A 14,142-nucleotide genomic window follows, 5' to 3' on the forward strand; every position below is an offset into this window, starting at 1 on the left:
CGTCGATAATGTGTGCTCTGCCCCTGGTGGAATCGCACATTATCGACGGTTCGACGCTGTTATGGGGTTCCCCTTGACCCGACGCCTGGGTAGATTCAGACCATGAGCGTTGCACAGCCGGCGAATCCGGTCACGACACCGCCAGAGGTACCCGCGACCATGCGCGCCTGGACCGTAACGGACCCCGCCCCGGTCCTCGCCGCTGATGGCTCCTCCCCTGCACCGGTTCCACCCTTGGAATTGCGCGAGGTGCCCGTCCCCACTCCAGGCCCCGGCGAACTGCTGATCCACGTCCACACCTGCGGCGTCTGCCGCACCGATCTGCACGTGGTCGAGGGCGACCTGGCCGTGCACCGGCCCCATGTCACACCCGGGCACGAGGTCGTCGGCCGCGTCGTCGCCTGCGGCCCGGGGACGGCCGGCCCCGGTGCTGCCGATCCCGGGACTACCCGGATCGGCCGCAGAGTGGGCGTCGCCTGGCTGCGCGGCACCTGCGGCCACTGCCGGTGGTGCACCACCGGGCGCGAGAACCTCTGCCCGGAATCTACCTACACCGGTTGGGACGCCGACGGCGGCTACGCGGAATACACCACGGTCCCCGCCGCCTACGCCTATGAACTGCCCGAGGTCGACGACACCGCCCTGGCGCCCCTACTGTGCGCCGGCATCATCGGCTACCACGCCCTGCTCAAGGCCGAACTGCCGGCCGGCGGACGCCTCGGCCTGTACGGATTCGGCGGCAGTGCCCATCTGTGCGCCCAACTCGCCCTGGCCCAGGGCGCCCGCGTCCACGTGCTGACACGTGACCGGGCGGCCAGGGAACTGGCGCTGGAACTGGGCGCGGCCTCGGCTGCCGGGGCCTACGATATGCCTCCGGAGCCGCTGGATTCGGCGATCCTGTTCGCGCCGGTGGGCGATATCGTCAAGCCGGCGATGCGGGCGCTGGACCGTGGCGGCGTGCTGTCGATCGCGGGCATCCACCTGTCGGACACTCCGCCGCTGAACTACGAGGACGAGCTGTTCTATGAGAAACAGATCCGCAGCGTGACCTCGAATACGCGGGACCAGGGCCGGGAGTTCCTGGAACTGGCGGCGCGCCACCGGGTGCGGGCCACGACCCACGAGTACCCGATGAGCCGGGCGCTCAACGCGCTGGAGGATCTGCAGGCCGGACGGTTCGACGGTGCCGCGGTGCTGGTCAACGACCTCTGAGGCCGCCGAGCCGGAGCCGGGCGTGAAAGACTGAGACGGTGAGTGACGCAACTGAATTCGACAATGCCTTCGGCCACGGCTTCGCGCGGATCGCAGCCTGCACGGTCCCCCTTGCCATCGCGGACCCGGCGACGAACGCGCAGACGATCATCGACGCTACCCGTGACCTGGACGAACGCTCCGTCACCGTGGCGGTGTTCCCGGAGCTGTGCCTGTCCGGCTATGCGATCGACGACCTGGTACTCCAAGATGCGCTGCTCGACGGCGTGCTGGCGGCCATCCACCGGATCGCCCGCGAGACCGCCTCGTACTCGCCGCTGCTGCTGATCGGCGCACCCCTGGCCCACGGCAACCGCCTGTACAACTGCGCGGTGGCGATCAAGGCGGGCCGCGTCCTCGGCGTCGCCCCGAAGTCCTATCTGCCGACCTACCGCGAGTTCTACGAGCGCCGCTGGTACGCCCCCGGCGACGACCAGCGTGGCACCATCACCCTGCCCGATCCCGGCACAACGGGCCCGGCTGCAGCTGCCGAGGCGGCACCCGGTTCCACCGCGCTCAGCTCCGGATCCTCAGCGGCCGAGGCGGCGCCCGTCACCGTGCCCTTCGGCCCCGATCTGCTGTTCGCCGCCACGGACCTGCCCGGACTGGTCGTCCACGCCGAGATCTGCGAGGACATGTGGGTGCCCGTGCCGCCCTCGTCGCTGGCGGCCCTGGCCGGCGCCACGGTGCTGACCAACCTGTCCGGCAGCCCCATCACGGTCGCCAGGGCGGACGACCGGCACCTGCTGGCGCGTGCGGCCTCGGCACGGGGCCTGGCGGCCTATGCCTATGCCGCGGCGGGCCTGGGCGAGTCGACCAACGACGTGTCCTGGGACGGCATGACGATGATCTACGAGAACGGCGCACTGCTGGCCGAGACCGAGCGCTTCCCGCAGACCGCCGGGCATTCGATCGCGGACGTGGACCTGGACTCCCTGGTCCAGGACCGGCGCCGCCAGGGCACCTTCGACGACAACCGCCGGGCGCTGGGCGAGGCCTCGGCGTTCCGGACCGTGGAATTCCAGGCGAACCCGCCGCGCGGGGATGTGGGCCTGCTGCGCACGCTGCCGCGCTTCCCGTTCATCGCCACGGACGCCGCCAGGCTCGACCAGGACTGCTACGAGGCCTTCAACATCCAGGTGTCCGGGCTGGTGCAGCGGCTGCGCGCGATCGGCGGGCCCAAGCCGGTCATCGGCGTCTCCGGCGGGTTGGATTCCACGCACGCGCTGCTGGTCATCGCCCGCGCGATGGATCTGATGGGCAGGCCGCGCTCGGACATCCTGGCCTACACCATGCCCGGTTTCGCCACCAGCGACCATACGAAGTCCAATGCCCTGGCCCTGGCGCGGGCGATCGGCGCGAGTGTGGAGACGATCGACATCCGGCCGGCGGCCACGGAGATGCTGCGCCAGATGCACCACCCGGCAGGCGATGGCGAGCCCGTCTACGATGTCACCTTCGAGAACGTGCAGGCCGGGCTGCGCACCGACTATCTGTTCCGTCTGGCCAATCACCTGGGCGGGATCGTGGTGGGCACGGGCGATCTGTCCGAGATCGCGCTGGGCTGGTCGACCTACGGGGTGGGTGATCAGATGAGCCACTACGGGGTGAACTCGGGGATTCCCAAGACACTCATCCAGCACATCATCCGCTGGGTGATCGCGCGCGGGGACGTGGTCGACGAGGCCGGTGCCAAAGTGCTGCAGTCGGTGCTGGACACGGAGATCAGCCCCGAACTGGTGCCTGCCGGGCCCGATGGCCAGGTGCAGTCGACCGAGGACACGATCGGGCCCTACGCCCTGCACGACTTCACGCTGTTCCACATCATGCACGGGGCCCGTCCCTCGAAGATCGCGTTCATGGCCCGGCACGCCTGGGCGGGCGATCCGCATGTGGGGCTGTGGCCGGCGGGCTTCCCTGAACCCGACCGGTACTCCTATGACATGGCCACGATCCTGAAATGGGAGAAGGTGTTTTTGAAGCGCTTCTTCGGGTTCTCCCAGTTCAAACGCTCGGCGATCCCCAATGGGCCCAAGGTCCTGGCCGCCGGCGCGCTGAGCCCGCGCGGGGACTGGCGGGCGCCCTCGGACGGCAACGCCCGCCTGTGGCTGGCCGAGCTCGAGGCGGTCGAAGCGGCCATCGCATAGCCCGCCCCCGCCAATGGGCCTCAGGCGGTCTTGGTGAAGCGGCGGACCACCTGGTCCAGGGCATCAGCGGTCAGGTACAGGTCCTCCACTGGCAGGTGCTCATCGTGCTGGTGCAGCTGCGCGTTGATGAAGGCCTGCGTGGTCGACCGGCGGTGCAGACCGAAGCCATAACCCACCCCGCCGAGCTTCCGGGCGAAGCGCAGATCCGATCCGCCGCTGGCGATCGTCGGCACGATCGCGGCATCCGGGAAGTGCTCGGCCACGACCTGTTCCATGGTCTTAAACAGCTCCGAGTCCGTCGGGCTGGCCGAGGCCGGTTCGCTGATGAGCCGCTCGATGCGCACCTCGTCGGCCAGCTCCCCCAGCGCTCCGCGCAACACCGCATCCACCTCATCGTCCGTCTGGCCGGGCAGGGTGCGGATGTCCAGCTCCAGATAGGCCGCGCTGGGGAAGACATTGATCGCTTCGCCCGCGCGCAGCACGGTGGGCGAAACGGTCAGATGGGACACCGCATGGGCATAGGGCGCCAGTTCGCCGAAGGCCTCGTAAGCCGCCGGGTCCGTGCCCTCGAGCAGCGCCAGTTCGGTCGCCTCGTCGAAGCGGAAGGCCTTGACGTAGCCCTCCCAGATGGCATCCTGGGCGACTGCCGGGGCGAACCGGCCGATCGCCTCGGCGACGCGGCCGATCTTGGCCACCGCGAAGTCCCGGCCATAGGGCAGGGAGCCGTGGCCGGCGTCGCCGGTGACGTGCAGGCGGCGCTGGGCCGCGCCCTTCTCCCCCACGCCCAGGATCACGGCGTCCGAGCCGTCGGCCACGGGCAGGTGCGAGCCGCCGGTCTCCGACAGGCAGTTCTTCCAGGAGAACAGCTCGGGGTATTCCTCCGACAGCCATTTGGCGCCCAGCCCTCCGCGCGCCTCCTCATCGGCCACGCCCACGAAGGTCAGCGTGCCGGCCGGGCCCGCCGCCGGATCCGCCTGGGCGGCACGCGCGATCTGCCGGGTCACGACGGCCATCGAGGCGGTCAGGCACAGCATGTCGACCGCGCCGCGGCCCCAGATCGCCCCATCCTCGACCACCGCGCCGAAGGGGTCCTTCGTCCACTTGTCCGCATCCACCGGCACCACGTCCGTGTGCCCCAGCAGAGTCAGCGGCTCCGCTGCCGGGTCGGTTCCCGGCAGGGTCACGATGATGGTGGTGCGCCCCGGCCGTGGCTCGACCTTCTGGATCGTCACATTGTCCACGCCGGCGAAGAACTCCTCGAGCGTTTCGGCGCTGCGCACCTCCTGCCCGGAATCCGGGGTCAGGTCGTTGGCGCAGGCATTGCGGATCAGTGCCTGGAGCAGTTCCAGGGTCTCGGAGTGGAGTTGTTCGGCCGCAGGCGAGGTGGCAGTGGTCATCGGGCGGTTCCCTTTCGTTGGTGGATGGGCTGGGGCCAGTGGCTCAGCGGACGCCCGTTGGGCTCAACTGTCGGCTGGGCTCAGCGGGCGCGGGCTGGGCTCAGCGGCCCAGCGACTTGTAGAAGACCAGGCCGTTGCCCTGGTTGTCGTAGGCGACGGTGCGGCGTTCGTGCGCATCGTCGTACGGGCCCTTGACCACGGCGCCGCCCAGGGCCTCGATGTCCTTGGCGTCCTGATCCGGATCGTCGGACTTGATCGCGACGACGGTCTTGCCGGGCAGCGGGTGGTCGACCGAGGTGGCCAGGGCCAGGGCGATCGGGCCGCCGTCGAGCTGGGCGTAGTGGGCGCCGTCGCGGAATTTCAGGCTGTAGCCCAGCTTCTCGAAGAACTCGATCGAGGCGTCGAGGTCCTCGGTGCTCAGGATGATCTGGCGGATCAGGTGTTCGGCCATGTGCGTTTCCTCCTGTTGTGTTGTGGTTCGTGTGATGGTCGGTGTGGGGTGAACGTTCGCCTGCGACGACCTTCGCCTTCGACTCTACCGCCGGATGTCGTGGAGTTCCCGGCCGGATGCAACCTGACACGATGCAACGCGAATGCACCGGCTTGGCGCTACCTTTGAGTCATCCGGCGCCACGGCAACCAGGCAGCGGACAATCATCCGAATCGGTGGGATCACCGCACCGATACGAGCATCGAACCGGCAATGAAGGCGGTCAGCATGAACACTCCAGAGAACAGCACACAATCCACCGGACACGCCGTCGACTTCGCCGGCATCGCCGACCGCCTCGACGCGGTCGTCCAATTGGCCCCGTCTGTGGGCGGCACGGTGCCCGGGGTGGTCGCCGGGGCCAGCGGGCGCGATGGCGACCTGTACCTGGGCGCGGCCGGAGTGCGGGACCTGGGCACGAAGGAGCCGATGACAGTCGACACGGTCCACGCGATCTTCTCCACGACCAAGGCGATCACCGCCACCGCTGCGATGCAGCTGTACGAACAGGGCGATCTGGACCTGCAGGCGCCGGCCTCGCAGTACGCGCCGTGGCTGGCCGAGGTCCAGGTGCTCGACGGGTGGGACGGGCCCGGCAAGCCGCGGCTGCGCGCGCCCAAACGGCCCGTGACCACTCACGATCTGCTGACCCACCAGGCGGGCTTCGCCTATAACTTCTTCGATCAGGACTACCTGCGCCTGACCGAGGAATGCGGACAGCCACCGGTCACGGACGCCTCCATGGCCGCACTGCAGACCCCGCTGGTCTTCGATCCGGGCGAGAACTGGGAGTACGGGACGAACCTCGACTGGGCCGGCCAGGTGGTCGAGGGGATCACGGGGAAGAAACTGGGCGAGGTGTTCGCCGAACGGATCTTCGCACCCCTGGGCATGGAGTCCTCGAGCTTCGAGCCGGGCACTGAGATGACCGAGCGGGTCGCGTCGATCCACCAGCGCGGGGAGGACGGATCGCTCACTCCGATCGACGGCTATGTCATCCCTATCCGACCCCAGGTGCACCTGGGCGGCGCGGGTCTGTACAGCACGGTGGGCGACTATCTGAAGTTCATCCGGATGTGGCTCAACGATGGCAGTGCCGACGACGGCACGCAGGTGCTCAAGCCGGAGACGGTCGATTTCGCCACCGCCAATCACCTGGGCGACCGGCTGATCACGCCGCTGCCCGGGGTCATCCCGAGCCTGTCGAACGACGCCGAGTTCTTCCCCGGGCAGCCGAAGTCCTGGTCCTACGGCTTCATGATCAACAACGAGGACGCGCCCACCGGCCGGCCCGCGGGCTCCCAGGGCTGGGCGGGGCTGGCGAACCTGTATTACTGGATCGACAGGAAGAACGGACTGGGCGGCTTCTGGGCCACCCAGATCCTGCCGTTCGCCGACGCCGATTCCTTCGGTGGCTATCTGCGCTTCGAATCGGCGGCCTACGACAAGTAGGGAGTAGGGTCCAGGCTGCCGCCGACTCAGAAGAGTGCCGGCTCGGTGGGTTCTCCAGGGGAGCCGGTGGGCTCTGTCACCGTGCTCCCCGGGGCCGAGGCCTCCGCGGCGCCGTCGCGCGCGAGTTTCCTGGCGAAGCGCCTGGCCTCCGGGGTGTCGCCGTCGGGCAGCCAGTCCAACCCGGCGCGTTCCAACAGCGGCTGCATCCGGGCGTCGAGCCAGTCCCTGTACTCCCGCGAGGCATAGGCCGAGTCCGCGTACATTCTGCGATAGCGCGGGTACAGATCCGGACGGGTATGGCCGATCCAGCGCATGAACCACTCCTTGGCACCGGGGCGCAGGTGCAGCGCGCCATAGGTGACCCGGGTGGCCCCGGCCCGGGCGACCGCCTCGACCAGGGATTCCAGCTGGGCGCGCGAATCGGTCAGCGCCGGCATGATCGGCATGAGGAACACGGTGACATTGAAGCCCAGATCCGCGGCGGCCCGCACGGTCGCCAGCCGGGCCGAGGTGCGCGGGGTGCCTGGTTCGATCTGCTGTTGCAGCTCGTCGTCGACGATCGCAATCGACATGCCCAGTTCCACGGGAACGCGTTCGCGCGCCTGCACCAGCAGGGGCAGGTCGCGGCGCAGCAGTGTGCCCTTGGTCAGGATGGAGAACGGGGTGTCATGTTCGGCCAGGGCCGTGATGATGCCCGGCATCAGGCGGTAGCGGCCCTCGGCGCGCTGATAGGGGTCGGTGTTCGTCCCCAGCGCCACATGTTCGCGACCCCAGGACGCCCGCGCCAATTCCCGTTCCAGCACCTGGGCCGCATTGACTTTGACGATGACCTGCGAATCGAAGTCCCGCCCGGCGTCCAAGTCCAGATAGGTGTGGGTGTTGCGGGCGTAGCAGTAGACGCAGCCGTGTGAACAGCCGCGATAGGGGTTGATGGTCCACCGGAACGGCATCGAGGATGTCTCCGGCACCTTATTCAACAGGGACTTCGCGGTGATCTCGTGGAAGGTCAGACCGGCGAACTCCGGGGTCTGCACGGTGCGCAGCAGGCCCTTGACGCTCACCAGCCCGGGAGCTCCTTCTGCCTGTCCGCTCCACCTCATGCATGTATTCGAACACTTATTCGGATATGAGTCAAGCCGCACAGCCTCACTCCCCCGCCGGCGCGCCCACGATCGTCCGGGCCACCCGGTCGGTCTCGACCAGGAAGTTCGCTCCTGAGCGCGGATGCGGGCTGACGAAGCTGTGTCCGCTGACATCGTCATTGGGCAGCCCCAGGCTGAACAAGCCCGGCACCGCGCGGCCCGCCGGCCCGATCACCCGGTTGTCTGCGGTGATGTCGATACTGGTCGTCGGAATGCTGCCCCCGCTCGCCGACTCCAGGCTCGATGAGCGGACCAGGCCCGCCGCATATAGTCCGCACACCAGCGGATCCTCCGATTGGACCAGCATTGGATTGGCCAACCAGCCGTCGATCAGCACGTCCGCGGCCACCGGCGTGGCACTGTGCGCGGACTCGCAGACGAACACCGACCCCGTGAGCGCCTCCCCGCTCGGGTGGGACGCGGCTCCCGGCGCTGCCGGCGCTTGGTCCGAACCCGTCAGGGTCTCGTCCGAACCCCTCAGTGCCCCGTCCGAGTCGGTCAGCGCTCGCACGGTGGGACGGGCACCCAGGCCCGCCACGACCTCGGCGTCGATGAGGGCGGCCAGCTGCCGGTAGCGTTCCGGGGGCGGGCCGCCGCCCAGCCTGGCGCCCAGGGTGCGGAAGGGCTGGTAGGCGGTGCGGAAGGATTCCTCGGTGAGCACGCGGCCGCGGGTGAAGGCCGCAAGCGGGCCGCGCGCGGCGGACACCGAGCCGATGGCGGCGTTGAATGCCACGGCGGGTCCGGCCTCGGCGCGGGCGGCGTCGGCGGCGAAGAAGTCGCGCAGCCAGGCCGTGTAGTCCTGCCCGGCCGGCAGTGGGTTGGGCACCCGGGGGCGCAGCCGCACCGGGTCGAAGCGCTCTGCGGGGTTCGGGCAGGCGGCGGCCAACAGTTCCTCGTCCACGGCGTAGGGCTCCACCGCACCGAGGTCTCCGGCCGCGGCGATCGTCGCACATCGGTCCGCGATGGCCGCGCACAGTTCCGCGGTCGCGGCCACCGGAGCGCCGTCGAGCCGGACACGGGCACGGTAGTAGGCGATGGCGGCATCGGCGAGCACCGCGGGGTACAGCTCGGCGGCGAAGTCGACGGGCTCGCCGGTGGCCGCGCGCCGGGCCCCCGCGCGGGCGATAGCGGCGTGCAGCAGGGTGTGGTCGGCGGCCTCGGGGCCGTAGTCGGCGGGTTTGCAGCGGTAGGGGTTGCCCGAGTTCGAGGCCAGCAGCACGATGGGTTCGCGGCCCGAGGCCCGGTAAGCCAGGGGTCCGCGCGGCAGCGTCACCGGGCTGTCCGCGCTCGGGTCGCCCTGGGTTGTGCCGGCCTGCGCCGAGTCTTCGGCGCCGCCGGCGCCTGCTGAACCGCCGGAACCTGCGGAGGCGGCCATGTAGACGCCCCCGCGGCCCTCGGTCAGGCGGGCGATGATGTCCATCGCGGTCAGGCCCAGGCCGCGCACCACCACGCGCGCCCGGTCAGGGATCGCCTCCAGGTCGTGGCGCAGCACATGGCCCGGCGGCAGCCAGGCGATCCGGGGATCGTCAGGGCGGGCGGGGCCCGGATCGTTGGACACCCAGCCCAGGGCCAGGACCACCTCGTTCACGTGCAGGGAAGGAGCCGCGGCGGCCCACTGTGTTCGTCCCGCAGGCTCCTGCAGACCCTCGGCCTCCTGCGAGCCCACAGAGTCCGGCGGACCTGCAACCTCCGGCGAGCCGGCGAGTTCCACTTCCCAGCCGGATCCCCCCGCCTTTGCGCGGGACTCCTCCGCGCAATAATCCGCATCCGCGCGTGGCCCCGCCACCGGGCGCAATCCCACAACCCTGGCGTGGTGCACGCTCACGCGCATGTTCTCAGGCGCAGTGCGCACGACTCCGGCGAAGTACCAGCGCAGGTATTCGCCGTAGACGGCGCGCGGCAGGAAGGTGTCCTCCCGGGTGGCGGCGCACAGGGCGAGGATGTCGGCGGCCGGGGCGTAGTCTGGCGCGGTCCAGGCGGCGAAGAGTTCGGCTGCGATTGCGGGAACGCTCGCGCCCCCGCCCAGCCCCACGCGCTGCGCGATCAGCTGGGTCCACTCGTAGAGGTCGGGCCCGTTGCGCACGCGCGCGGCGCCGATCGTCTCATCGGTGAACAGGGTGAGTTGGCGGGCGGTGGCGTTGAGCAGCAGTTCGCGCGGCTGCTCGGGGTCCCAGATCTCGCCGGGTCCGGCCTCGGCGTCATCACAGACGTGGACGTGCAGTGTGCGGTCGGGAACCGTGGCGGCGTAGGCGCTCAACCGTTCCAGGACCGAGGTCCCGCGCGGGCCCGCGCCCACGATCGCCACGGAGTGGGGGCCGGCCGCGGTTTCCAGTGGAACTCCGGAGGAGGGATGGACGGACTCGGTCACGGGTGCGGGGATTTCTTCAGCCACGCACTCAATCCTAGAGAGTCACCCTGGCCGTCCCCACACATCCCGACTCGCAGCGACGCGGGGATGTGCTCGCGCTGCGCGACGCAGTGCGCGACGCGCCGCACATCGGCGGCCACCGCACCGGCCCGGACTACATTCGCGCGGTGTCCTGCACTCCGTCGTGCAGGACACCTAGCGAATACCCCTCAGGCGAAGGGCTGCGAGGCCTCGTCGAGGCGGGCGACGGCCTCGGCCGGCAGGTCGAGGTCCTGCGCGGCGAACAGCGCGGGCAGCTGCTCGGGGGTGCGGGCCGAGGCGATCGGCGCCGTGATCCCCTTGGCCAGCAGCCAGGCGATGGCCACGGAGGCCGGCTGGGCGCCCAGGCCGTCCGCGACCTCGCGCAGGGTGCCGACCAGCTTGAGGCCCTCGGGTGTGCCGTACTTCTTCAGCGAGTGCGCGCGGGGGGCGTTCTCGAAGTCCGCGGCGGTGGAGTACTTGCCGGTCAGCAGACCGGCGGCCAGGGACCAGTAGGAGAAGACGGCCAGGTCGAACTCTTCGGCCACGCTGCGGTAGCCGGCCTTCGGGGTCTCCGCCGGGCCCTCGTATTCGTGCCGGTAGACCAGCGAGTACTGCGGCTGGATCGCCACGGGGGCGGCCAGGCCCTCGCGCTTGGCGGTGAGCATCCAGTCGCGCTGGCGGGCCGGGCTCAGGTTCGACATGGCGATATAGCGGACCTTGCCGGACTTGACGGTGGCGTCGAAGGCCGCGGCGATGTCCTCGATCGGGGTGTAGTCGTCGTCGAAGTGCGCGTAGTACAGGTCGATGTAGTCGGTCTGCAGGCGGGTCAGGGATTCGTCCACGGTGGCCGCGATGTTCGCAGGCTCCAGGTTCTTCCGGCCCGGCTGGGCGCCCACCTTGGTGGCGATGACGACCTTGTCACGGTTGCCGCGGGCCGCCGTCCAATTGCCGATGATGGTCTCCGACAGGCCACCGACCGGACCGGTGTAGGACGCGGAGGAATCGATGAAGGTGCCGCCGCCTGCCACGAAGCCGTCGAGCACCTCGAAGGAGGTCGGTTCGTCGGAGGTCCAGCCGAAGACGTTGCCGCCCAGGTTGATGGTGCTCACGGACAGGTCGGTGTGCGGAATCAGAGTGTATTTCTCAGTCATACAAACAGTCTAAGGGCGGCACCGCCCTGCGCGACCCCTTGTGCCGTCCCTCGCTCATCCCAACGCTTCGCCCACACAATCCCAACGCCCGAACCGTCCTGTGGGCTAGTGTGCCCGTGCGCGGTTCTCAATAACGTCGAAACATGACCCGAAACGACCCGCGCACCGCCGCGCCCCCACCCCGCAACTCATCGAAGAACTCATCGTCACACCGTACCTCCGGCGCGTTCCGTACCACCGCGCGCCGCACCCTGCGTTCCATCCTGGCACTGCTGGTAGCCGGCCTACTGGCCCTGGCACCCGCCCTGTTCACGACCCCGGCCCAGGCCTTCACCTTCCCCGACGGCTATCCCAAAATGGGCAAGGTGGCCGAGGCCGTTAACGGCTACTCTGTGAAAACGGCTTCCAGCTCCGTTCGCACCACCCTGTTCCCGCTGTACACGGAAGCCGGCGATAAAGCCGACCAGCTGGCCTACTGTGTGGAATTCACCGTCAACGCCCAGTACGACATCGGCATGAACGTGGGCGACTGGAACAGCTTCCCGGGCGAGAACAACTTCGCCGAGAGCCTGGAGGTCAGAGAGAAAGTCGCCTGGATCGTCTCCCACTCCTACCCGCAGATGAGCCTGGACGCTCTGCGGCAGGCCTCCGGCATTTCAGGGCTGTCGGAGAAGGCGGCGATCGCCGGGACCCAGGCCGCCATCTGGAAGTTGACCGATGACTTCGTCTACCGCGGCTTGACCAGCAGCGCTCCGAACGCCGCGACGAAACAGGTGGGCGACCTCATCGCCTACCTGACCGGCGATGCGAACACGCGCGAAACCGAATCCGACGCACCGCAGCTGACCGCCAGTGGCCCGGACTCCGCAGGAGTCGCAGGCAGCAGGGTCGGCCCGTTCCGCTTCACCGCCTCCGCTCCCACCGTCGCGGTCACCGTTGATCCCGACTACCCGCTGGTCGATGCCAAGGGCAAGGCGATCGACGCCACGGCAGTGCCCGCCGGCACCGATTTCTACCTCGACGTACCCGCCTCGGCGGGTGCCGGCTCCGCGACGATCACCGCATCGCTGACCGGCCCGGAGCGGGTGGGCATGCTGGTGACGAACACGGAGCCGCGCGCCCAGACCCTGATGATCGCCCGCAGCGACCAGACCGAGGTCACCGCCTCCGCTCTGGCCGACTGGACCGATGTGCCCAAGATCGGCACCGAGGCCCGTGATGGGGACGACGAGGATTCCTTCCTCCCGGAGACCGGCCCCGCCACGATCGTCGACACCGTCGCCTACCAGAACCTGCGCCCCGGCACGGAATACACCGTCAGGGGCGAGTTGTTGGTCCGCGACGGCTCCGCCAACGGCAAGCCCACCGGCATCACGGCGGAGAAGACCTTCACTCCCGAAGAGGCATCCGGCTCCGTCGAGCTGACCTTCGAGGTTCCAGCCGACGTGCTGCGCGGCGAGGTCGTGGTCGTCTTCGAGCGCCTGTACCAGGACGATCAAGAGGTCGCCGTGCACACCGACATCGAGGACGCGGATCAGACCGTTTACCGGCCCGCCATCGACACGGACGCCTACGACTTCACCGGTCACGACCCCGACTCCGATCCGGACCGCGACACGCTGGGCAAGCAGCTGCCGGCCACCGGCGGTGTGCTGCGCGACTACGTGTCCTACTCCGGCCTGCGCCCGGGCGACACCTACCGCCTGCGCGGGACCGTAATGGACCAGGAGACCGGCGAATCCACCGGCATCACCGGAATGGCCGACTTCACCCCGGAGGAGTCCTCCGGCGTGGCCCACATGGACTTCGACATCCCGGCCGAGCACGCCGGACGCACCCTGGTCGTCTTCGAGCGCCTGTTCCTGCTGCCCGAATCCGCGGACGAGGTCCCGGCCGGGGAAACGCGGATGCACCGGTTCTCCTCCGAGACCGATGAGCCGAAGGAGAAGGAACTGGCCAAGCACGAGGACCTGGCATCGGCCAGGCAGACGGTCACCGTCTCCCCACCGCCCACTCCCGAACCCTCGGAAACGCCGACACCGGAGCCGTCCGAGACGCCGAGTGAGACGCCCACTCCAGAACCCTCGGAGACCCCGAGCGAAACGCCGACACCGGAACCCTCCGAGACGCCGACGCCAGAGCCATCTGAAACGCCGAGCGAAACACCTAGCTCGGAACCCAGCGAGACTCCCTCGGAGACTCCTTCCCCAGCGCCTTCCGAGACTCCCTCGGAGACCCCGAGTGAAACGCCCAGCCCGGAACCTTCGGAAACTCCGTCAGAGACCCCGAGCGAGACGCCCAGCCCTGAGCCCAGTGAGACGCCCTCTGAGACCCCATCGCCGGAACCGTCGGAAACGCCTGCCGACACTCCGAGTGAGACGCCGAAGCCGAGCGAGACCCCCGAGGAGGAGGTCCTGCCCAGCATCGTCCCGACCCCCGAGGACTCGCCCAGTGCGCCCGCGGCACCCCCGGCGGGCCCTGAAGCCCCACGTGGACCCGAGGCCCCGGAACAGCCCGAACAGCCGAAGCAGCCGGACACCCCGGAACGCCAGGGCGATCGCCTGCCGCGCACCGGTCTGGAAGCGGGCCTGGCACTGACTGCGGGGCTGTCCCTGCTGGCCATCGGCGGCATCACCATCGCGGTGAGCTACAGACGCCGCCGGAGCTGACCGTACCCGGTGCCGACCGGCCCAGCCGGGTGGGACCGGCACAGGCCCGGAATC

General features: G+C 69.4%; 9 protein-coding genes. 4 read left to right on the plus strand and 5 right to left on the minus strand.

What is annotated here, in order from left to right; all coding sequences use genetic code 11:
- Positions 1-102 precede the first annotated feature (102 nt).
- Positions 103-1,212, plus strand: a complete 1,110-nt coding sequence (locus tag NQ036_RS06335; RefSeq protein ID WP_257057746.1) for a zinc-binding alcohol dehydrogenase family protein — start codon at positions 103-105, stop codon at positions 1,210-1,212.
- A 38-nt stretch (positions 1,213-1,250) separates the two neighbouring features.
- Positions 1,251-3,398 carry an NAD(+) synthase gene (locus NQ036_RS06340; protein ID WP_257057747.1) on the plus strand — a complete coding sequence of 716 codons (2,148 nt, stop codon included), beginning with the start codon at positions 1,251-1,253 and terminating at the stop codon, positions 3,396-3,398.
- A 20-nt stretch (positions 3,399-3,418) separates the two neighbouring features.
- Here NQ036_RS06340 and NQ036_RS06345 read toward each other — a convergent pair whose 3' ends face one another.
- Positions 3,419-4,795 (minus strand): M20/M25/M40 family metallo-hydrolase, encoded by a 1,377-nt coding sequence (locus NQ036_RS06345; RefSeq protein WP_257057750.1) that lies wholly within the window; start codon positions 4,793-4,795, stop codon positions 3,419-3,421.
- A 100-nt stretch (positions 4,796-4,895) separates the two neighbouring features.
- Complete coding sequence (locus NQ036_RS06350) at positions 4,896-5,246, minus strand: VOC family protein (protein ID WP_257057752.1); 351 nt, start codon at positions 5,244-5,246, stop codon at positions 4,896-4,898.
- Positions 5,247-5,513: 267 nt separating this feature from the next.
- On the opposite strand from NQ036_RS06350, the gene NQ036_RS06355 reads away from it, so the two are divergent.
- A complete protein-coding gene (locus tag NQ036_RS06355) occupies positions 5,514-6,737 on the plus strand; it encodes a serine hydrolase (protein WP_257057754.1) in 1,224 nt (407 codons plus the stop codon).
- A gap of 26 nt (positions 6,738-6,763) precedes the next feature.
- Here NQ036_RS06355 and NQ036_RS06360 read toward each other — a convergent pair whose 3' ends face one another.
- From NQ036_RS06360 to NQ036_RS06370, 3 genes are all read right to left on the minus strand, one after another.
- Complete coding sequence (locus NQ036_RS06360; RefSeq protein WP_257057756.1) at positions 6,764-7,837, minus strand: Rv2578c family radical SAM protein; 1,074 nt, start codon at positions 7,835-7,837, stop codon at positions 6,764-6,766.
- Between the two features lie 46 nt (positions 7,838-7,883).
- The gene (locus NQ036_RS06365; protein WP_257057758.1) at positions 7,884-10,271 is read right to left on the minus strand and encodes an FAD/NAD(P)-binding protein; all 2,388 of its coding nucleotides are present in this window, start codon (positions 10,269-10,271) and stop codon (positions 7,884-7,886) included.
- A 185-nt stretch (positions 10,272-10,456) separates the two neighbouring features.
- Positions 10,457-11,419 carry an aldo/keto reductase gene (locus NQ036_RS06370; protein WP_257057760.1) on the minus strand — a complete coding sequence of 321 codons (963 nt, stop codon included), beginning with the start codon at positions 11,417-11,419 and terminating at the stop codon, positions 10,457-10,459.
- A gap of 143 nt (positions 11,420-11,562) precedes the next feature.
- Between NQ036_RS06370 and NQ036_RS06375 the strand changes: the two genes are divergently transcribed.
- Positions 11,563-14,088 carry a VaFE repeat-containing surface-anchored protein gene (locus NQ036_RS06375; protein ID WP_257057762.1) on the plus strand — a complete coding sequence of 842 codons (2,526 nt, stop codon included), beginning with the start codon at positions 11,563-11,565 and terminating at the stop codon, positions 14,086-14,088.
- The last annotated feature ends 54 nt before the right edge of the window (positions 14,089-14,142 follow it).

Source organism: Brevibacterium sp. 91QC2O2, assembly GCF_024580695.1.
Taxonomy (GTDB): Bacteria; Actinomycetota; Actinomycetes; order Actinomycetales; family Brevibacteriaceae; genus Brevibacterium; species Brevibacterium moorei.

What these genes read in the sequence shown, in the direction of transcription:
- NQ036_RS06375 (WP_257057762.1), top strand. Translation starts at nt 11,563, where the DNA reads ATGACCCGAAACGACCCGCGCACCGCCGCGCCCCCACCCCGCAACTCA.
- NQ036_RS06360 (WP_257057756.1), bottom strand. Translation starts at nt 7,837, where the DNA reads ATGAGGTGGAGCGGACAGGCAGAAGGAGCTCCCGGGCTGGTGAGCGTC.
- NQ036_RS06355 (WP_257057754.1), top strand. Translation starts at nt 5,514, where the DNA reads ATGAACACTCCAGAGAACAGCACACAATCCACCGGACACGCCGTCGAC.
- NQ036_RS06335 (WP_257057746.1), top strand. Translation starts at nt 103, where the DNA reads ATGAGCGTTGCACAGCCGGCGAATCCGGTCACGACACCGCCAGAGGTA.
- NQ036_RS06345 (WP_257057750.1), bottom strand. Translation starts at nt 4,795, where the DNA reads ATGACCACTGCCACCTCGCCTGCGGCCGAACAACTCCACTCCGAGACC.
- NQ036_RS06370 (WP_257057760.1), bottom strand. Translation starts at nt 11,419, where the DNA reads ATGACTGAGAAATACACTCTGATTCCGCACACCGACCTGTCCGTGAGC.
- NQ036_RS06350 (WP_257057752.1), bottom strand. Translation starts at nt 5,246, where the DNA reads ATGGCCGAACACCTGATCCGCCAGATCATCCTGAGCACCGAGGACCTC.